The 20,614-nt window shown below is 67.4% G+C and carries 17 protein-coding genes; 14 read left to right on the top strand and 3 right to left on the bottom strand.

Translation table 11 applies throughout. The features are described 5' to 3' along the window. Position 1: 1 nt before the first annotated feature. The 7 genes from motD to INQ41_RS03365 all read left to right on the top strand — a co-directional run bounded on the left by motD (position 2) and on the right by INQ41_RS03365 (position 5,818). Positions 2-1,006, top strand: a complete 1,005-nt coding sequence (motD, locus tag INQ41_RS03395; protein ID WP_193986231.1) for a flagellar motor protein MotD — start codon at positions 2-4, stop codon at positions 1,004-1,006. Position 1,007: 1 nt separating this feature from the next. Further along, complete coding sequence (locus INQ41_RS03390; RefSeq protein ID WP_193986230.1) at positions 1,008-1,778, top strand: ParA family protein; 771 nt, start codon at positions 1,008-1,010, stop codon at positions 1,776-1,778. Continuing rightward, complete coding sequence (locus INQ41_RS03385; protein WP_193986229.1) at positions 1,775-2,440, top strand: chemotaxis protein CheW; 666 nt, start codon at positions 1,775-1,777, stop codon at positions 2,438-2,440. The genes INQ41_RS03390 and INQ41_RS03385 overlap by 4 nt, the downstream gene beginning before the upstream one ends. 107 nt (positions 2,441-2,547) lie before the next feature. Beyond that, positions 2,548-2,865 carry an STAS domain-containing protein gene (locus INQ41_RS03380; protein WP_193986228.1) on the top strand — a complete coding sequence of 106 codons (318 nt, stop codon included), beginning with the start codon at positions 2,548-2,550 and terminating at the stop codon, positions 2,863-2,865. Further along, complete coding sequence (locus INQ41_RS03375) at positions 2,862-3,227, top strand: response regulator (RefSeq protein WP_193986227.1); 366 nt, start codon at positions 2,862-2,864, stop codon at positions 3,225-3,227. Before INQ41_RS03380 ends, INQ41_RS03375 begins: the two co-directional genes overlap by 4 nt. A gap of 4 nt (positions 3,228-3,231) precedes the next feature. Next, positions 3,232-5,244: a chemotaxis protein CheA gene (locus INQ41_RS03370; RefSeq protein ID WP_193986226.1), complete on the top strand. Its 2,013-nt coding sequence runs from the start codon at positions 3,232-3,234 to the stop codon at positions 5,242-5,244. A gap of 82 nt (positions 5,245-5,326) precedes the next feature. After that, entirely contained in the window at positions 5,327-5,818 is a 492-nt protein-coding gene (locus INQ41_RS03365; RefSeq protein WP_193987188.1) for a chemotaxis protein CheW, read from the top strand. Between the two features lie 114 nt (positions 5,819-5,932). Here INQ41_RS03365 and INQ41_RS03360 read toward each other — a convergent pair whose 3' ends face one another. Continuing rightward, positions 5,933-6,241, bottom strand: a complete 309-nt coding sequence (locus INQ41_RS03360) for an energy transducer TonB (RefSeq protein ID WP_193986204.1) — start codon at positions 6,239-6,241, stop codon at positions 5,933-5,935. 217 nt (positions 6,242-6,458) lie between these two features. Here INQ41_RS03360 and INQ41_RS13210 point away from each other — a divergent pair, with 217 nt between their 5' ends. The 7 genes from INQ41_RS13210 to INQ41_RS03325 all read left to right on the top strand — a co-directional run bounded on the left by INQ41_RS13210 (position 6,459) and on the right by INQ41_RS03325 (position 18,092). Further along, positions 6,459-9,149 carry a methyl-accepting chemotaxis protein gene (locus INQ41_RS13210; RefSeq protein ID WP_228076689.1) on the top strand — a complete coding sequence of 897 codons (2,691 nt, stop codon included), beginning with the start codon at positions 6,459-6,461 and terminating at the stop codon, positions 9,147-9,149. Positions 9,150-9,505: 356 nt separating this feature from the next. After that, the gene (locus INQ41_RS03350) at positions 9,506-11,755 is read left to right on the top strand and encodes a methyl-accepting chemotaxis protein (RefSeq protein WP_193986202.1); all 2,250 of its coding nucleotides are present in this window, start codon (positions 9,506-9,508) and stop codon (positions 11,753-11,755) included. Between the two features lie 244 nt (positions 11,756-11,999). Then, entirely contained in the window at positions 12,000-14,252 is a 2,253-nt protein-coding gene (locus tag INQ41_RS03345) for a methyl-accepting chemotaxis protein (RefSeq protein ID WP_193986200.1), read from the top strand. Then, positions 14,245-15,129 carry a CheR family methyltransferase gene (locus tag INQ41_RS03340; RefSeq protein ID WP_193986198.1) on the top strand — a complete coding sequence of 295 codons (885 nt, stop codon included), beginning with the start codon at positions 14,245-14,247 and terminating at the stop codon, positions 15,127-15,129. Before INQ41_RS03345 ends, INQ41_RS03340 begins: the two co-directional genes overlap by 8 nt. Then, on the top strand, positions 15,126-15,764 hold the full coding sequence (cheD, locus tag INQ41_RS03335; RefSeq protein ID WP_193986196.1) for a chemoreceptor glutamine deamidase CheD: 639 nt from the start codon (positions 15,126-15,128) through the stop codon (positions 15,762-15,764). Before INQ41_RS03340 ends, cheD begins: the two co-directional genes overlap by 4 nt. Continuing rightward, positions 15,764-16,837, top strand: coding sequence for a protein-glutamate methylesterase/protein-glutamine glutaminase (locus tag INQ41_RS03330; RefSeq protein ID WP_193986194.1), 1,074 nt, complete (start codon positions 15,764-15,766; stop codon positions 16,835-16,837). Before cheD ends, INQ41_RS03330 begins: the two co-directional genes overlap by 1 nt. Before the next feature lie 94 nt (positions 16,838-16,931). After that, positions 16,932-18,092 (top strand): methyl-accepting chemotaxis protein, encoded by a 1,161-nt coding sequence (locus INQ41_RS03325; protein ID WP_193986192.1) that lies wholly within the window; start codon positions 16,932-16,934, stop codon positions 18,090-18,092. 1 nt (position 18,093) lies between these two features. Here INQ41_RS03325 and INQ41_RS03320 read toward each other — a convergent pair whose 3' ends face one another. Next, positions 18,094-19,023, bottom strand: coding sequence for a TrmH family RNA methyltransferase (locus tag INQ41_RS03320; RefSeq protein WP_193986191.1), 930 nt, complete (start codon positions 19,021-19,023; stop codon positions 18,094-18,096). Further along, the gene (locus INQ41_RS03315) at positions 19,020-20,525 is read right to left on the bottom strand and encodes an alanine/glycine:cation symporter family protein (RefSeq protein WP_193986189.1); all 1,506 of its coding nucleotides are present in this window, start codon (positions 20,523-20,525) and stop codon (positions 19,020-19,022) included. The genes INQ41_RS03320 and INQ41_RS03315 overlap by 4 nt, the downstream gene beginning before the upstream one ends. Positions 20,526-20,614: the final 89 nt, after the last annotated feature.

Genomic DNA, 20,614 nt, shown 5'->3' with positions numbered 1-20,614 from the left:
CATGGCCAGGCGCGTCCAGCACGAGGAGCACCAGAACCACGAGGCGTGGGCGATTCCCTACGCCGACCTGATGACCCTGTTGCTCGCGTTTTTCGTGGTGATGTACGCGATCTCCTCGCTCAACGAGGGCAAGTACCGCGTGCTGGCCGACTCGCTGTCGTCCGCCTTTGGCGGGCCGCCACGCACCATCAGCCCCATCCAGCTGGGCAAGACCCAGCTGCGCGGCTCGGCCTTTGACCGTCCGTCCATCCAGACCGCCGCCTCCAAGGCCGGTCCGGCGGCGGCGACGCCGATCAACTCGCCGCGCATGTTGCAGGTGCTGGACATGCCCACCTTTGGCCATCCCCAACGCAGCACCGAGGCGTCCCCGGCAGCGGCTGCGGCCATCCTGGAGATCGAGAACCGCAACCAGGGCGAGCTGCACCAGCTCGGCCAACGTATCCAGGAGGCACTAGCGGAACTGGTGCAGAAGAAACTGGTGACGGTGCGCCGCGGACCGGCCTTCCTTGAGGTGGAGATCCAGAGCGACATCCTGTTTGCCAGCGGGGTGGCAAAGCCGAGCCCGGTCGCGGTGGAGACGGTCCGCAAGCTGGCCGTCATCCTGCGCGACGAGCCCAACGCGGTTCGGGTGGAAGGCTATACCGACGACATGCCGATCGCGACCGCCCGCTTCCCGTCCAATTGGGAGCTGTCCGCTGCCCGCGCCGGCAGCGTCGTCCACGAGATGATCGCGGCCGGCGTGCAGGCGGCGCGGCTGGCGATCGTCGGCTACGGCGAGCACCAGCCCGTGGGCGACAACGCGACCTTCGAAGGGCGCAACGCGAACCGGCGCGTGTTGCTGGTGATCCTCGCATCGCCGCAGGGTCCCGACGCGATCACCGCGCCATTGCCACCGGCCGTGGCTGCGACCGACGTGCGTGCTGGCAGCGCGAGCGCCGTGGCACAGGGTGCGCGCGCGACCGCAACGGCGCCAGAGCGTGCCCCATCCAACTCCGGAGCCGGCTGACATGCAGATCTGGGCGATTGCCAACCAGAAAGGTGGCGTGGGCAAAACCACCACCTCGCTGTGCCTGGCGCGCGGCCTGGCCGTCATGGGCCACCGCGTGCTGCTGATGGATCTGGACCCGCACGCCTCGCTGACACGCGCCTTCGGCATTCCCGCCGATCCTGCCCCGGCCGGGACCCACGACGTGTTCTCCAATACGAGCGTGGAGTTGACGACACTGTCGCGCCAAACCGAGATCGACGGCCTGCTGATGGTCGCCGCGCAACCGGCCCTGGCAACACTGGAGCGCCGTGGCGCAACCCAGCCCGGGCTCGGGCTATCGCTGAGCCGTGCACTGCATACGGCGCAGGACCATTACGACTACGCGCTGCTGGACTGCCCGCCAACGCTGGGCCTGCTGATGGTGAATGCCCTGGCAGCGGCGGACCGGTTGATCGTGCCCACCCAGACCGATCCGCTGGCGATGCACGGGCTGACCGACATGCTGCGCACCGCCGACATGGTCGAGCGCTCGCGTCGGCGCCCGCTACCCCGCCATATCCTTCCCACGCTCTACGACCGGCGCACGCGGGCCGGCGTGAACACGCTGGACCAGTTGCACGAGCGCTTCAGGGGAGTGGTCTGGCCCAAGGCCGTTCCAATGGACACGCGCTTGCGTGATGCCATGGCCTTGACCACGGCCACTGCGCCCACCGGGCGTGGCGCGGATGCCTACCACAGCGCTTTGAACTGGCTGCTCAATGCCATTCCCGCACAGCAGAAAGCGGCATGAACGCCCAGACGGTCGACGACTACCTCGATGAGCTGCTCGCCTCGCCGATGTGCGACGCGGTGGCCCCGGCCGACGCCGCGGAAAAGCCGACAGCGACCGTCTTTCATCGTGCGGACACGGTCGAGCCGGTCCTGCGCGACCTGCCTGCCCCCGCACCACTTCCCACAAAGCAGGCGTCGCCACCCGCGCCGGCTGCCGCGCCCGCCAGCACAAAGCAGGACGAACATCCCGCAGCCCGCCCGGCCTCAAACGCGTCCGGCAACCGCTGGCTCCGTGCCGCGCTGGGCAAGGACCGTTACGCGTTCGAACTGTTGCGCGTGCAGGAAGTCGTGCGCGTCAGCCCGATCATCGCGCTGCGCGGTACGGCCGCCGCCATGCTGGGATTGATGAACCTGCGCGGCCGGGTGGTACCGGTGTTCGATCTCGCGCGCTGGCTCGGGACCGGCAAGGTCGAGCCCGACGAACATGCCCGCATCATCGTCGTGGAGCGTAATGACGAGCTGATCGGAGTGCTGGTGTCCGCCGTCGACGACGTGGTGACCCTGTCGCGCGAGCACATCGAGCCGCCGCTGGCCGGAACCGACGCCGGCGGCATGGTGGGCATCGCACGGATGGGCGCGCTGCCGACTGTTCTGCTGGACGCCGACGTCCTGTTCAATTGACGGCACCGCCCGAACGGCACCACGCGCTCGCACCACGCGCTCGCACCGCCCTAAAGCTTCCCCATACGGTGCCGTTAAAGCTCTTGACCGTTTCGGCAGCCATCCTGATGAATGAACTATCGCTACAGCCTGACCTGGGCATCGAGCACGTCGCCGACCTGCGTTCCTCGCTGGCAACGCAGTTCGAAAATGCCGAACCCGTCGTCCTGACCGGCGACCGGGTCGCGCGCGTCCATACCGCCGGGTTGCAGCTCCTGCACGCGTTCGTCCGCGACCGCGCCCTGGCGGGACGCATCACCACCATCACCCTGCCCTCTGCGGCCCTGATCGACGCCGCGAATGTGCTGGCATTGGCCGAAGGCCTGGGCCTGGCATCGCAACCCGCCGGATTTGACGGACCAGAGAACAACGGAGATTCCGTATGAGCGCCAATTTGTTGATCGTCGACGACTCCACCTCCATGCGGCAGATGGTCGCCTTCGCGCTGTCGTCGGGCGGCTACACCGTGCGCGAGGCGGAGGACGGGCAGGCGGCGCTGGAAATCGCCCGCACCACGCGCTTTGACGCGGTGGTCACCGACGTCAACATGCCGCGGATGGATGGCATCGAGCTGATCCGTCAGCTGCGCCAGCTGCCCGACTACAAGTTCACGCCGCTGCTGATGTTGACCACCGAATCGGGTGGCGACAAGAAACAGGAAGGTCGATCCGCCGGCGCGACCGGCTGGCTGGTCAAGCCGTTCGACCCTGAGCAACTGCTCGCAACAATCCGCAAGGTCCTCGCCTGACACCATGGACATCACCCAGTTCCACGCTGCGTTTTTCGAGGAAAGCCGGGAAGGACTGCAGGCCATGGAAGCAGGCTTGCTGCGCCTGGAAAGCGACCTGGACGCAGACACCGGCAGCGCGACGGATGCGGGTGACACGATCAACACGATCTTCCGCGCAGCGCACTCGATCAAGGGCGGCGCGGCGACCTTCGGCTTTGGCAACGTCACCGACCTGACCCACCTGCTGGAGACGCTTCTTGACGAGGCACGCGCGGGCCACCGCCGGCTTGACCCCGGCGCGATCGACGCGCTGCTCGAATCGGTGGACGTGTTGCGCGGTCTGCTGGCCGTCGCCGAGCACGGCGGCGAAGTCGACCGGCCGGCGATGGAGCGTGCCCACGCCGGGCTGAACCGCCTGCTCGCGGTCAATGCCCCCGATGCGGCCAGCGTCGTCACTGAAGCGGATGTCGGCGATGACCCCGGCCACTGGCGCATCGGCTTTCGTCCGGACACCTCGTTGTTCATGACCGGCAACGATCCGCTGCGCATCCTGCGCGAGCTGGCCAGTCATGGCGAACTGGCGACCACTTGCGTCGATGAGCGCTTGCCCGCCTTCGACGTGCTCGACCCCTTCGAGGCCCACCTGGCCTGGGACCTGATGCTTCCCGGCAGCGTCCCGCGCGCCGCGATCGATGAGGCGTTCGCCTGGGTGGAGGATCAATGCGAGCTGTCCATCCAGGCCGTCCAAGCCGCGGCGCCAACGGCCGTGCAGGACACCGCGGGCTCAGCGAGCGCCGACGATGGGCCGTCGACTTCCGCCAATGGCCTGCCTGCATCGACGCGCGGCGCGAACGCGGACGCCGACAGCTCGATCCGTGTCGCGGTCGCCAAGGTGGACGCACTGATCAACCTGGTCGGCGAGCTGGTCATCACCCAGGCGATGCTGCGACAGCGCTCCGAGCATCTGGACCCGGTCGCCAACGAGACGCTGCTGACCGGCCTGGGGCAGCTGGACCGCAACACCCGCGACCTGCAGGAGGCGGTGATGAGCGTGCGCATGCTGCCGGTGGAGTTCGCTTTCAGCCGCTTCCCGCGCATGGTCCGCGACCTGGCCTCGCGGCTGGACAAGAAGGTCCGCCTGCGCACATTCGGCGAGGCGACCGAGCTGGACAAGGGCATGATCGAGAAGATCGTCGACCCGCTCGTCCACCTGATGCGCAATGCGATCGACCATGGTTTGGAGTCGGCCGCCGAACGTCGCGCCGCGGGCAAGGACGAGACCGGCACGATCACCATGAACGCCTCGCACCAGGGCGGCCACATCATGATCGAGGTCAGCGACGACGGCCGCGGCATGGATCGCGATCGCATCATGCAAAAGGCGGTCGAGCGCAACCTGCCGCTGCCGGAAAATCCGACCGACGCGCAGATCTGGGACCTGGTGTTCCATCCCGGATTTTCCACCGCCGACGCGTTGTCCGACCTGTCGGGCCGCGGCGTCGGCATGGACGTGGTCAAGAGCAACATCCTGGCGCTGGGCGGACAGGTCGAGATCCGCAGCGAGCGCAAGCTTGGCACCACGGTATCGATCCGCCTGCCGCTGACACTCGCGATCCTGGACGGCATGTCGGTCGCGGTCGGCGACGAGGTCTTCATCCTCCCGCTCAACATGGTCATCGAGTCGCTGCAGCCGCAGGCGCACGAAATCCGCACCATTGCCGGCGACACCCGGGTCCTGCATGTACGCGACGACTACCTGCCGCTGATCAACCTGCGCCAGCAGTACCGTCTGCCCGCCGACACCGTCACCGCCACCGCGCCGATTGCGGTCGTGGTCGAAAGCGGCGGCCGCCGCCTGGCGCTGGAAGTGGACGAACTGCTCGGCCAACAGCAGGTGGTCGTGAAGAACCTGGAAACCAACTACCGCCGCATCCCCGGCATCTCCGGCGCGACCATCCTGGGTGACGGGCGCGTCGCGCTGATCATCGACGCCGGCGGTATCGCCACGGCCACGCCGTTGTCCGCCGCCGCCTGAGCCCGCCCCAATCCACCGCCACCACCGATCGCCGCAAGGACACAACACGATGACCAGCCCCACGCTCCTCGCCCCCCGCGCCATGCCCTCGCAACAGGGCACGGATGTCGATACCGACAGCAAAGAGTTCCTCACCTTTGCGCTGGGCGAGGAAGAATACGGCGTCGACATCCTCAAGGTGCAGGAGATCCGCGGCTACGACGCGGTGACGCGGCTTCCTGATGCACCCGACTACATCAAGGGGGTGATCAACCTGCGCGGGACGATCGTTCCGGTAATCGACATGCGCCTCAAGTTCAATCTGGCCAATGCCGACTACACCGCGGTGACGGTGATGATCGTCCTGAATGTCTCCGACCGCATCGTTGGAATCGTCGTGGACAGCGTTTCCGACGTCATCCGGCTGGCCAGCGAGCAGATCCGCGTGGTGCCCGAGCTGGGCGCGACGATTGACCGCCAGTTCCTGACCGGCATCGGCACGCTGGACGAGCGGATGCTGATCCTGCTCGACATCGAGCGCCTGATGACGAGCACGGAGATGGGCCTGGTGGCCGCTGCCACTGCTCTGCAATAGGGCGCGATCGGGACAGCGTTGCTGCCGATTCCAAAACCAATAAAAAACGCGCCGGGTGGCGCGTTTTTTATTGGGGGCGTCGGTGTCCAGGCAAAGCCCGGCGCTCGCCAGACCTCAGAGATTGAAGTCCAGACGCACCTTGCCGCGGCCGCCGCCCGGCGCGAAGGTCCACTGCTTGACCGCGCTCACCGCGGCAGTCTCGAACGTGCGTGCAGGACGCGCATTGACGACCGAGACGCTTTCCACGTTGCCGCCGGCGCCCACGGTGAATTCCACCTCGACGAAACCTTCCGTCCGGCTGCGGGCCGCATCCGCCGGGTAGGTCGGCTCAACGCGCTTGATCGGGCTGAGCGCCTGGGACTGCGCCGGGAACGCGAAGGCCAATGCGAGCGCAGCAATGGCAAGGGTGTGATAACGGGACATGGGGAACTCCTGGAGGTGGGAAAAGCCGCGTGGAATTGGCTCGGCGTCTTGCAGACACCGGAGGCGGGAACGAATGCTCCTGCCTGCACTTCCCCACATCGGCCGCGACCGGTGTTTCTTTAGCGGCACGCCCGGTTCCATCCCCTTCCTAAAGTTTCTGTTCAGGCAGCCGTTGTCCCGGGGGTCGACCCGCAAGATCCACTACCCGAGGCCTCCGATGTCCACTCGTCATACCCCTACCCTGCTGGAACGTGCATTGGCCCCGTCCATGCGGCTTATGGCGCGCCTGCGCTTCCACCAGAAGGCGCTGGTCATCGGTGCCGCGTTCATGCTCACCTGCGGCCTGCTGGCCGGGATCCTGGTGGTTCGCACGACCGTCGAGATCGGTGCAGTGAAACAGCAGCGCGCAACGGGGGAAGGCCTCGCGCATCTGCAACGCTCGATGCTGGCGATGCAGAGCCATCGGCAGATGAGCACGCGGATTTCAGCCAAGGACGAGGTGCCGTCGCAGGAACTCGCTGCGGCGGCAGGCACCGCCGCCAGCCAGCTCGATGCCGCCGCACGTTGGTCCGGGCAGGAGATCAACGATGCCGACGTCGCCAACGCGTTCAAGCAGGCGCAGGAGGGCTGGCGCCGGGTCAGCGCAGGCGAGGCCGGAGGCGACGTCACCCAGTCGACGATCCAGCAGGTACGCGACCTGATGGGCCTGGTCGCAGAGCGCACGGGCCTGGCGCACTCCCAGGAGCCGACGGTGCTCTACATGGGCCGTGCCGCCAGCGAATGGCTGCCGACACTGGCCGAGTACACGTCGCAACAGGGCGAAGTGGGCCTCCGCGTGCTTGGCGAAGGCGCGATCTGGGTCGATGACCGCACCGGCCTGGCGGTTTCGCGGACGATGCAGGACTTCCTGCGCAGCCGGATCGAGCTGGAATTCAACAACGCCACGCAGCGCATGCCGGTATTGGCCGAGATTGCCGGCAAGCCGGTCCAGAGCGCGCTGGAGGCCATGGGCAAGCAGAACACCGCCATCGCGACCCACATCCTCGACGCCGACACCCCGGAGCTGCCGGTGGCCACGATGGCCGCGCGCGAGCACGCCACCCACTTGGCCATGGCCGCCGCAATGCTCGGGTCGATCAACGCCCTGGATGCCGCCGCTGCCGCGCAGATCGCCAGCATGACGCGCTCGGCCGTGCTCACCGGCGCGCTGGTCCTGCTGATGCTGCTGGTGGCCGCCTACCTGTTCCTCGGCTTCAGCCGCAGCACCCGCAACTCCCTGGTCCGGATCCAGCAGGCGACGGAATCAATCGCTGCGGGCGAGTTCCCCGAGCGTGTCAGCGTGGACAGCCAGGACGAGCTTCGCGACATCGGCCGCAGCCTGGAGCGCGCGGTCGGCAGCCTGCGCACGTTCGCCGGCGCACAGCGCGAGGTATACGAAGCCCACCAGGCCGGCAACATCGAGGAGCGACTGGACGCCGACGCATTCCCCGGCGCGTTCGGCCAGATGGCCGAGGAGATCAACACCCTGGTCGCCTCGCACATCGACATCACCCGCAAGACCATCGACATGGTCGCGGCGTATGCACGCGGCGACCTGTCCGGCGACATCGAGCGCTTCCCGGGCACCAAGGCCGAGGTGACCGCCGCGGTGGATGCGGTGAAGGCCAATACCCAGGCGGTCACCGCCGAGATCAAGATGCTGGTGGATGCCGCGGTTGCCGGTGACTTCAGCCAGCGCGGCGACGCTGAGCGGTTCCAGTTCGTCTACCGCGACATGATCGTGGGCCTCAACGAACTGATGGGCAGCGCGGACCGCGGTCTGAGCGAGGTCGGCGAGTTGCTTGCCTCGATGGCCCAGGGCGACCTGACCCAGCACGCAGACACCAACCTGCCCGGACAGTTCGGCCGGCTGGCGAATGACGCCAACGACACCGTGCAACACCTGGCCCGGATCGTTGGCCAGATCCGGGAAGGCAGCGATACGATCAGCGCGGCGGCCAGCGAAATTGCCGCCGGCAACAACGACCTGTCGCATCGCACCGAGCAGCAGGCCGCATCGCTGGAGGAGACCGCCTCGTCCATGGAGGAGCTCACCTCCACCGTGCGCCAGAACGCCGAGAACGCCCGCCAGGCCAACCAGCTGGCGATCGGCGCGGCCGAGGTGGCCGGTGTCGGTGGCGAAGTGGTCGGCCGCGTGGTCACCACGATGACCGGCATCAATGAATCGTCGCGCAAGATCGTCGAGATCATCAGCGTGATCGACGGCATCGCGTTCCAGACCAACATCCTGGCGCTGAACGCGGCGGTCGAGGCCGCGCGCGCCGGCGAACAGGGCCGCGGTTTCGCGGTGGTCGCCTCCGAGGTGCGCTCGCTGGCACAGCGCTCGGCGGCGGCGGCGAAGGAGATCAAGACCCTCATCGACGACTCCGTCAGCAAGGTCGAGAACGGCAGCGCCCTCGTCGGCCAGGCCGGCAAGACCATGGACGAAATCGTCAACAGCGTGCAGCGGGTCACCGCGATCATCGCCGACATCTCCGCAGCCTCGCAGGAGCAGAGCACCGGGATCGAGCAGGTCAACCAGGTCATCAACCACATGGACGAGGGGACGCAGCGGAACGCCGCGCTGGTGGAAGAAGCAACCGCCGCGGCGCGGTCCCTGGAGCAGCAGTCCGACCAGCTGGTGCAGACGGTGGCCGCGTTCCGGCTCGAAGCGCAGGCCGACCCGACCAGCCACCGGGCACCACGCGGCGTTCTGCAGCCCGTCAGCGCACCCAAAGCGGCGGCTGCCAACACCGCTCAATCGCTATCCGTGAGGGGATCAGCGCCCGCTGTGCAAAGCCGGCCGCGTCCAATGAGGGCCACGCCAGCGGCCGTTGCTGGAAATGACCAGCACTGGGAAGAGTTCTGAGACCGATGCGCACGCGCCGGGCCTGACCCGGCGCGGCGAGATGCAACAACACCAACGGCGCCTTGATGGGCGCCGTTTTGCTTTCGACGACCCCGACGTCCGTGAATGAATCCCTACCGCGATTGCGCCAGATCGCTCAAGTTCGTTGACACGCATCCGTTACAGGACTTGACCGATCGAGGGCGTTCGAGCCCGCTTCGCTGTCGACGCTTCCGCTGACTCCCGTGGAGCTGTGGAGTCGCCGTGACAAGAGCCGATCGCATCGCACGATTCGCCACCTTCCGCTGCAAGCGTTGTTCACTACCGGCCCCCGTCTGCAAGCGCCCCTGCCCCAACCTTCAGTCTTCGGAGTTGCCATGTTCCAAAACCTCAAAATCGGCAGGCGCCTCACCATCGGTTTTGCCGCCTTGACCGTCCTGCTGATTGTCCTGGGCGCATTTGCGGCCCAGCGAATGGGCAGCGTCCAAAAGACCGTGCAGGAAATCACCGGACAGTCGGTACCGGCCATCCGCGACATGGGCAAGCTGGCGACGATGCTGGCCGAATACCGGGTCAGCGAGCGCGGGCTGGTTGCCAGCTATCAGGACGCAAGCAAGGCCGCCGAGTACAGCGCCGAGCTGGAGGACGGTGCCAGGGACTTCTCCGAGCTGGCGCATCGGTTGGAGCCCACCATCATCGGCGCGCAGGAGCAGCAGCTCTTTGACGACGTGCTGGGCAAGGCAGAGCGCTATTTCGACAACAGCCGCCAGTTGGTCGAGGCGCTGGCCGTCGGTGATTTCTCGCCAGCCGAGCGCGCCGGGGATCTGCGCCAGGCCACCGCGGATGCGGTTGGCGTCCTGCTCGACTACAACATCCAGGATCTGGATAAGGCGGTCGCCGCCCAGCAGGCCGCCTACAAGCTCAACCTCACCGCAATCACTGTGTTGCTGCTGGTGGCAGTGCTGATCGCGGGCGTGTTCGCGTTCTTCACCACGCGCTCGATCGTGAGGCCTTTGAACGATGTGCTGGGTGTGGCCAATGCCGTCTCGCAAGGCGACCTGGAGCACACCATTGCCCACGCCGACCAGAGCGAAATCGGCCAGCTTGCGCGGGCGATGCGCGGCATGGTGGTTACGCTGCGAGGATTCGCGGACGCCCAGAGCGAAATGGCCAGGCAGCACGATTTGGGCGCGATCGACCATCGCATGGCGGCTGACCAGTTTCCCGGTGCCTACGGGCGCATGGCTGGCGACATCAACGAGCTGGTCAACGCGCATATCGCGGTGAAGATGCGCGCGGTCGCCATCGTCGGCGATTACGCTCGCGGCGATCTGTCGGAGGATATGGAGCGGCTGCCGGGCCAGAAAGCACAGGTCACCGCAGCCGTGGACGCGGTCAAGGCCAGTACGCAGGCGGTCACCGCCGAAATCAAGATGTTGGTCGATGCCGCCGTCGCGGGCGACTTCAGCCGGCGCGGCGACGCGGAGCGCTTCGAGTTCGTCTACCGCGATGCCATCGAAGGCCTCAACTCATTGATGGCAACGGCCGATCAGGGCCTGAACGGAATCGGCGCGCTGCTCCTGGCCGTGGCGGAAGGGGACCTCCATCAGCGCGCCGATGAGTCGCTGCCGGGGCACTTTGGCCGGCTCGCGTCCGATGCCAATCTCACCGTCGAGAAACTCTCGGAAATCGTCGGCCAGATCCGCCAGGGCAGCGATGCCATCAGCTCCGCCGCCAGCCAGATCGCCGCGGGCAACGATGACCTCTCACGCCGTACGGAGCAGCAGGCCGCATCGCTGGAGGAGACGGCGTCCTCGATGGAGGAGCTGACCTCCACCGTGCGCCAGAACGCCGAGAATGCGCGCCAGGCGAACCAGCTCGCACTCGGTGCGGCCGAAGTGGCCGGCGTCGGCGGCGAAGTGGTCGGCCGCGTCGTCACCACCATGACCGGCATCAACGAGTCCTCGCGCAAGATCGTCGAGATCATCAGCGTGATCGACGGCATCGCGTTCCAGACCAACATCCTGGCGCTGAATGCCGCGGTCGAAGCCGCACGCGCCGGCGAGCAGGGCCGCGGTTTTGCCGTGGTCGCATCGGAGGTGCGTTCGCTGGCGCAGCGCTCCGCCGCCGCGGCAAAGGAAATCAAGACGCTCATCGACGACTCCGTCAGCAAGGTCGAGGACGGCAGCGTCCTGGTCGACCAGGCTGGCAAGACCATGAATGAGATCGTCCGCAGCGTGCAGCGCGTGACCGCGATCATTGCCGACATCTCGGCTGCCTCGCAGGAGCAGAGCACGGGGATCGAGCAGGTCAACCAGGTGATCACCCACATGGACGAGGGCACCCAGCAAAACGCGGCCCTGGTGGAAGAAGCCACCGCCGCCGCCCGCTCGCTGGAGCAGCAGTCGGGGCAACTGGTGCAGACGGTTGCGGCGTTCCGCCTCGACGTCGACCCGTACCATCAGCGCCTGCCCGCCGCGTCCATCGGGCCCATCCACGAGTTGACCGGCGCCATCAGGACTTCGGGCAGATCGGCATCGGCACAGCCCGAACTGGGATCCGCGCGTGGCATGCGGGTGCCGCCGAAGGCCGCCGCGGGCAACGACCAGCACTGGGAGGAGTTTTAGCCTCCTGCTTCTTCAGCCCCGCCAACGGCGCCCTTTCGGCGCCGTTTCTGACTGCCTGTATGCAGCAAAGCGATCCAGGCCGCGGCCGAAGCGTTCTGACGGCGGTTTGCCGTCCACCACCGGCCAGGTTGCTCAAGACCTCCACCGCGGAGCCGATAAGAAGGAGGACCCCGGCCATCCACGCGCCGACTTTCCCCAACCGCCCTGCCGGCGGCGAACGCGGATCCCACGCCGCGGAGTGCCCATGCGAAACAACCTGCCCGTTACCGGTGTTGAGATCGTGCTTGACGACGACGCCACGCTGGTTTCCTACACCGACCCCGACGGCACGATCCTCAAGGTGAATCGCGAGCTGGTCCGCGTCAGTGGATTCAGCGAAGCCGAGCTCGTGGGCCAGCCCCACAACATCGTCCGGCATCCGGACATGCCGCGCGAGGCGTTTGCGGACCTGTGGAAGACCCTCAAGGCCGGTCGCCCATGGGTGGGCGTGATCAAGAACCGAAGCAAGTGCGGTGCGCACTACTGGGTGCAGGCCAACGTCACCCCGATCCACGAGCACGGCCGGCTGAGCGGCTACATGTCGGTCCGGCGCAAGGCGAGCCGGGCCGCGATCAGCGCCGTGGAGCCCGCCTACGCGGCGCTGCGCCAGGGACGTGCGCAAGGACTGCGCGTCCACGCCGGCGTCGTCGGCAAGCGCGACTGGATGCGCGCGCTCAATCCGCTCTGGCGCCTGTCCCTGCGCCAACGCCTGATGCTGGCGGCTGTCGGGATACTCGGCTTGGGCATGGGACTGGCGACGATGGCCGCAGCCGGAACCCCGCCGCGGCTGATCCTCTCCGTCGCGGCACTGGCGGGCGGCTTCGGCATCTACAGCGGGTGGTGGCTGTCGCGCGACGTGGTCGACCGGCTGGAAGAAGCGAACGCGCAACTCCGGAGCATCGCCGAGGGCAATTACACCCGGCTCATCGCCATCGCCCGCAACGATGAAATCGGCCAGGTGCTGCAGGGGATCAAGTCCATGCAGATCCGGCTGGGCTTCGAGGTGCAGCAGCAGCAGCGCGAGCAGCGGGCCGGTGCGCGGATCCGCAATGCGCTGGATTTCGCCCATACCAATATCCTGGTCGCCAACCAGGACCTGATCGTCGTCTACGCCAACAGCGGCATGACCGACTTGATTGGCGCCTCGGCACAGGACATCCGCCACAGGCTGCCGGGGTTCGAACTTTCGCGGTTGCTGGGGAGCGACATCGGCGCCCTGCTTCAGGACCCGGCGAAACCCGAGCATGATCTGTCGCGGCTGGGGAACGGCTTCGTGCGGCGGATGCAACTGGGCACGCGCACCATCGATGTGACCGTTACTCCCGTGCGTGATGCCGGCGGCGCACAGATCGGTCTGGTCAGCGAATGGCAGGACCGCACGGTGGAGCTGGAGATGCAAAGCGAGGTCGCGCAGGTGCTGCAGGCGGCAGCGGCCGGTGACTTCAGCGGGCGCATCACTACCCAGGACAAGCAGGGCTTTCTCCTGCTGCTGGCGGAAAGCATCGGCCAGTTGCTGAGCTCGACCAGTGCCAGTCTCGATGAGATGCAATCGGTGCTGCACGCCGTGGCCGAGGGTGACCTGAGCCGTCGCATCGACACGGACATGCGCGGCATTTTCGGGGAGATCAAGCACAGCACCAACCGGACCGTGGACCAGATCGCCGCGACCGTCGGCGCGATCCAGAGCGGCGCCGACGCCATCGATGCGGCTGCCTCGGAAATCACGGCCGGCAACCAGGAGCTGGCCGAGCGCACGGAACACCAGGCCGCCTCATTACAGGAGACGGCATCCTCGATGGAGGAGCTCACCTCCACCGTGCACCAGAACGCCGAGAACGCCCGCCAGGCCAACCAGCTGACCATCAACGCCGCCCAGGTCGCCGGCCAGGGCGGCCAGGTCGTTGGCCAGGTGGTTGCCACCATGAGTGGCATCAGCGCGTCATCGAGGCGGATCGTCGACATCATCGGCGTCATCGACGGCATCGCGTTCCAGACCAACATCCTGGCGCTGAACGCCGCGGTCGAATCCGCGCGTGCAGGTGAGCAGGGCCGCGGGTTTGCGGTGGTGGCCTCCGAAGTGCGCTCGCTTGCGCAGCGCTCCGCCACGGCCGCGCGCGAGATCAAGTCGCTGATCGACGACTCCGTGGCGAAGGTGGACAGCGGAAGCCAGCTGGTCGAACAGGCCGGGCGGACCATGCAGGACATCGTCAGCAGCGTGGAGCAGGTGGCCGGGCTGGTCGCGGACATCAGCCTTGCGTCCCAGGAGCAGTCCAGCGGCATCGACCTGATCAACCAGATGTTCACCCAGGTCGATGCCGGCACGCAGCAGAACGCGTCGCTGGTGGATGCAGCTACCGCATCCGCCCGCAGTCTGGAGCATCAGTCCGGAGAACTGGTCAGGACCGCCGCGGCATTCCGCCTCGGCCAGGAATCCATACGGATGGCACGACATGGCTGACGCGACAGCCATCGACCGCCGGACCCCGCCGGCAAACCGCGAGTTCGTGTTCGACGAGCGCGACTTCCGCCGCGTCGCCCGCCTGATCCACGCACGCGCGGGCATCGCCCTCAGTCCGCACAAGCGCGACATGGTGTACAGCCGTCTGGCGCGGCGCGTCCGTGCGTGCGGGATGCAACGCTTCGACGAGTACCTGGACGCCCTGGAAGCCGACGACGGCGCGGAGTGGGAGCAGTTCACCAACGCGCTGACGACCAACCTGACGTCCTTCTTCCGCGAGTCCCACCACTTCGACATGCTTTCGGAGCATCTGCTCGCCGCGCACGCGGCGCGCAGGGATCTGCGGGCGCCACTGACCATCTGGTGCTGCGCCGCATCCACCGGCGAGGAGCCGTATTCGATCGCCATCGCCGCCTGCGAGGCGTTCGGAACCCTCGCCCCGCCGGTGCGGATCCTGGCAACCGACATCGACACCCGCGTGCTCGAGACCGCCGCGCTGGGCAGGTATTCGATCGATCGCATTGACGGGGTGTCGCCGCAGCGCCGCCAGGCCTATTTCCAGTCCGGCAGCGGCCCCAACGCCGGCTTGTGCCGCGTCCGGCCGGAGCTGCAGGCGCTGGTCAGCTTCCGCCCGCTCAACCTGCTCGATGACGACTATGGCTTGCGCGGAGGTTTCTGCGCGGTGTTCTGCCGCAACGTGATGATCTACTTCGACAAGCCCACCCAGTACCACGTCCTTTCCCGCATCGCGCCGCTGCTGGGGCCGGGCGCCCTGATGTTCGCCGGCCATTCCGAGAGCTTCACCCATGCGCAGGACCTGGTGACTTCGTGCGGGCGCACCACCTATCGCGCGACGCATCCGACGGCGACACCATGAAACCGTTCGAACGGGAAAGCTCGCCCTTGCGCGGCGCGATCACCGAGCCGGGCAGCTATTACGACAAGGCCCTGCAGACCCACGCGGTACGCCTGATGCCTGCCGAGTTCCGGGTCAGCAGCGAACCGCTGGCCCTGGTGACGCTGCTGGGATCCTGCGTGGCAGCGTGCATCTACGACCCGGTGGTGGGCGTGGGGGGCATGAACCACTTCATGCTGCCGGGCGCATCGGGCAACACCCGCAACGACATTGCCGACGGCGACATGAGCGCCCGCTACGGGGCGCACGCGATGGAGCTGGTCATCAACGACCTGCTCAAGCGCGGCGCCAGCCGCGGCAGGCTCCTGGCCAAGGTATTCGGCGGCGGCAACGTGCTCAGTGGCTTCCAGAACGATCCCATCGGTACCCGCAACGCGCGATTCGTCCTGCAATACCTGGTGGCCGAACGCATACCGGTCGTCGCGCAGGACCTGGGCGACACGCAGCCGCGAAAGGTGTGCTTCTTCGTGCAGACCGGCCGCACCCTGGTCCGGCGCTTGCCCTCGACCCGCGACGACGACATCGTCCGCGCCGAGCGCGCCTACTACGGCGACCTCAACCGCGCGCCCGTGGCTGGCAGCGTGGAGTTGTTCTGATGGTTCTCGCGTCCGCTCCGCCATTGCCTCCCTCCGACGGGCAGCGCGTGCGGGTGTTGGTGATCGACGATTCGGCCTTCATGCGCCGGCTGATGTCGGACCTGCTTTCGGCCGATCCGCTGATCGAGGTGGTCGGCACCGCCGCGGACCCCTTCATCGCCCGCACCAAGATCAAGCGGCTCTCCCCCGACGTCCTCACCCTGGACGTGGAGATGCCACGCATGGACGGGCTGAGCTTCCTGCAGAACCTCATGCGGCTTCGCCCGATGCCGGTGGTGATGGTCTCGACGCTGACCGCGAAGGGCGCCGAGGTCACCCTGGATGCACTCGCCGCCGGCGCCGTGGACTGCATCGGCAAGCCGCAAACCGATCTGGGCGGCGGGCTGGCAGCCTACGGGGACGCGTTGCGCGAGAAAGTACGTCACGCCGCCAGAACCCGCATCGGCAACCTCGTGAGCGCTCGACCGGCCCCGCTGCCTGCAGCAGCGCATCGCCACCCCAACCTGCAGCTGATCGCGATCGGCGCATCCACGGGCGGAACCAACGCGATCCTGGATGTCCTGTCCGTCCTGCCCGCCGACGCTCCCCCGATCGTGATCGCCCAGCACATCCCTGCCGCATTCAGCGCGGCCTTTGCCGCACGCCTCCATCAGCACAGCGCGGTGACCGTTGTTCACGCCGAGACGAGCCAGCCCTTGCGGCCGGGACACGCCTACGTCGCGCCCGGCGGCGTGCACCTGCGGGTTACCCGGCGCGGCGCGTCCTGGCACTGCAGCGTCAGTGACGACGCCCAGGTCAACGGTCATCGCCCCAGCGTCGACGTGCTGTTCGAGTCGGTCGCCAACCATGTCGGTTCCGGCGCAGCTGCGGCGTTGCTGACGGGCATGGGCAGCGACGGTGCACGGGGCTTGCTCGCGCTCAGAAACGCGGGCGCCTACACCCTCGCGCAGGATCAGCACACCAGCATCGTGTGGGGCATGCCCGGAGCGGCCGTCGCCCTTGGCGCCGCCGTGCAGGTGGCGCCATTGAACGAAGTGGCCACCCGTCTACTGGGTCGCGGAAACCTGCGTTGAGCGCCGTTTCCCGGGGCGCTGGCACTGCCGGCGCTAAAGCTCTTCACCTCGCCGCCGTTATCTGTCATTGACCGCCCCCAAGAAGAGAGCAGCAATGGATTCCCGTGTAGTCATTCGACTGGCCCCGCCGCTGGTACTGACCGTGCTTCTGCTGTGTGCGCAGCTGTTCGACTGGCCGCTTGCCGCCAAGCTGGGCATCACCGTGGCCACCGCCGCCGCCTGGCTCGTGTTCGCCTGGGTGCAGAACCAGGGAACCCCGGCACGGGTGCTGCACGAGCAGACACGCCTGTTGCAGGACCTGCGCAACTTCATCAGCGCCGAGGTCAACGGCTCACGGACCGAGATCGACCGCACCCGCGAGCTGATCCGTGATTCGGTCGGCAAGCTCGGTGGCAGCTTCGAGGCGGTCAATCGCAAGTCCCGCCAGCAGAGCGAGATCGTCACCCGCATCATCGACCGCACCGGCGATGACGGCGGCATGGACGTGCACCAGTTCGCCCTGCAGGCCAGCCAGAAGATGGAGCAGCTGGTGGAAGCCCTGGAAGAGGTCAGCGGCCAGAGCGGCAATACCGTCACCCATATCGACGCCATGGCCGAGCACCTGGACGGCATCTTCGCCCTGCTGGAAGACGTCAAGTCGATTGCCGACCAGACCAACCTGCTCGCGCTGAATGCCGCGATCGAGGCGGCCCGGGCGGGCGAGGCCGGGCGCGGGTTCGCCGTGGTCGCCGACGAGGTCCGCAACCTGTCGGAGCGCTCCACCACCTTCAACGAGCAGATCCGCAAGCTGGCCCACAGCTCCAAGGACGCGATCGCCAAGGTCCGCGACACGGTCAGCCAGATGGCATCGCGCGACCTGGACCGCTCGCGCGGCGCACGCGCCGAAGCCGCCGGCATGCTGGAGCGCGTGGACGGCATGAACCGCGGCCTGGGCAATGGCATGCGCGAGATCGCCGAATGCGGCCAGGCCATCGACAGCTCGGTCGCCGAGGCGGTGCGTTCGCTGCAGTTCGAAGACATCGTCACCCAGGCGCTGGGGGCGGCCACCCTCCATCTGGACCGCCTCAACAACATCAACCAGGAAGCCACCCAGTTGCAGGAACTGTTGCACCGTCGCCACAGCGACAGCGACGTGCAGGCGGCGCTAAAGCAGCTGATGCAGCGGGTCAGCCAGATGCGCGGGGAATGGGAGCGCCCGCCGCACAAGCCGGTGATGCAGCAGTCAATGGACGCCGGCAGCGTCGAGCTGTTCTGAACTAGTGCTGCTGCCGCCAAGCCGCCAGCAGCACTGCGGTAGCCGCGGCAACGTTGAGGCTCTCCACCGCGCCGCTGCCGGGGATCGACAGCCGCAGGTCGCACGCATCGGCCAAGCGGCGGTCCATGCCCTCGCCTTCGGCGCCGAGCACGTACACCAGTCGCTCCGGCAGGGATGTCGCAAACAGGTCGCTGCCGCCTGAGACCAGAGTGGCAGCCAAGCCAAAGCCCGCCGAGCGCAGCGTTGACGCGGCAGTCGCAGGATCCGGCAGTCTCACCAGCGTCACCGCCTCGGCGCCGCCCTCGGCGACGCGGGCAGCAGCCCCGGACAACGCCAGCGGTGAATGCTCCGGCAGCAGCACCGCACCGATGCCGAAATGCGCCGCCGAGCGCAGGATAGCGCCGAAGTTGTGCGGATTGCCGACGCCGTCCAGCCACACCGCGCACCCCGGACCGCCGGGCAGCGCGTCCAGCCAGTCGGCGAGCGCCACCGGCTCGGCACGCAGCACATCGGCGACGACGCCTTCGTGGTGCGAGCTGGCGGCGAGCTTCTTGAGGTCCTCGTCTTCCACCACGCGATAGCCGATGCGGTTCGCCGCACACCACTTCAACAGCGGCTGCAGCGTCGGAATCCTCGCCTGGGTCAGGTAGACCTTGCGGATCGCCTCAGGACGGCGCTCGAAGACCGCGCGGACCGCGTTCAAGCCATGCAGGCGCAACTCCCGCACCGGGCGATTGGCAGCATGCCAGCCACCGGCAGGCGCATCGGCGCCGGGGCCTTCCGGCGCGGTGGCCGTTGGAGCCTCCTCACGCGCCGACCGTCCGTACCGATTCGACGCTTTCGGCCCGCGATGGCCAGGCGCGGGCGCATCGCCGCGCGGCTTGCCCGATCCGCCGCCACGCCCCCGTCCGCCCCACGGATCAACCGTCATCGGATGATCCCGGTCTTGACCGCGCCGGCGAGCTGCGGGTCCTCCGCGTTGAGGTCTTCCAGGCCGTTGGCGCGGCGCTCCCAGAACTCGGCGTGGCGGATCCCCAGCGCCACCGGATCGAAGGTGTACGCGCTGACGCCGGCCTTGTGCTGCGCCTCGTAGTCACGCAGTGACGCGAGCGCCGGCTTCTGCAGCCACAGGATCGCCAGGATGTTCAGCCAGGCCATCAGGCCCACGCCGATGTCGCCCAGGGTCCAGCTCATGCCGGCGGTGCGCACGCAGCCGAAGGTGACCGCCACCAGGATCGCGATGCGCAGGGTGAAGATCAGCCACGGGCGATGGATCTTCCGGTTTATGTAGGCGATGTTGGTCTCGGCCATGTAGTAGTAGGCGATGATCGTGGTGAAGGCGAAAAACAGCAGTGCCAGCGCCACGAAGGCCGAACCGTAGCCGGGCAGGATCGACTCCACTGCGTTCTGCGCGAACGCCGGTCCGGGCTCGATGCCGGGCAGCGCCTCTTTGAGCATCGTGCCGCCCTTGCCGACCACGTTGTACATGCCGGTCGACAGGATCATGAACGCCGTCGCCGAGCACACCAGCAGCGTGTCGACGTACACCGAGAACGCCTGCACGTAGCCCTGCTGCGCCGGATGCTCGACCTCGGCCGCAGCGGCGGCATGTGGGCTGGTGCCCTGCCCGGCCTCGTTGGAGTAGATGCCGCGCTTCACGCCCCACTCGATCGCCAGCCCGAGCATGGCGCCGAAGCCGGCCTCCATGCCGAACGCGCCCTTGATGATCAACGAGAACATCGCCGGTACCTGCTCGAAGTTCAGCAGCATGATCACCAGCGCGACCAGCATGTAGGCCAGCGCCATGAACGGCACGACGATCTCGGCAAAGCGCGCGATGCGCTTCACGCCGCCAAAAATGATGAAGCCCAGGCCGACCACCAGGAAGGCGGCGGTCACTTCCGGGGTCACGTCCCACGCCGTGGTCATGCTGGAGGCGATCCCGTTGGCCTGCACGCCGGGCAGCAGGAAGCCGGTGGCGACGATGGTCACCGCGGCGAACATCCACGCGTACCACTTCTGCCCGGTGCCCTTCTCGATGAAGTACGCCGGACCGCCGCGGTACTTTCCCTTGGGATCCTTCTCCTTGTAGATCTGCGCCAGGGTGGATTCCACGTACGCGGTGGACGCGCCCAGGAACGCCATCACCCACATCCAGAACACCGCGCCCGGTCCGCCGAAGGCGATGGCCGTGGCCACGCCGGCGATGTTGCCGATACCGACCCGGCCCGACAGCGACATCGCCAGCGCCTGGAACGAGGACACGCCCGCCTCGGAGCTCTTGTTGTTGAGCATCAGCCGGATCATTTCCGGCAACCCGCGCACCTGCATGAAGCGCGTGCGGATGGAGAAGTAGAGGCCCGCGCCCAGGCACAGGGCGATCAGCGCCTTGCTCCACAGGATGTCGTTGAGCTGGTTGATCAGGTCTTCCACGTGCGGTATCCCCCGGGCCTTGGTCAGCCGCCTGTGGTCGGCGACAAGAGTGGAACCTTAACCGTATTCCGCCGTCGCGATAAACCCCG

Origin of the sequence: Lysobacter ciconiae, assembly GCF_015209725.1 — a bacterium.
In the GTDB taxonomy this organism is placed as follows: domain Bacteria; phylum Pseudomonadota; class Gammaproteobacteria; order Xanthomonadales; family Xanthomonadaceae; genus Novilysobacter; species Novilysobacter ciconiae.
This window is presented reverse-complemented; position numbering and strand designations above follow the sequence as displayed.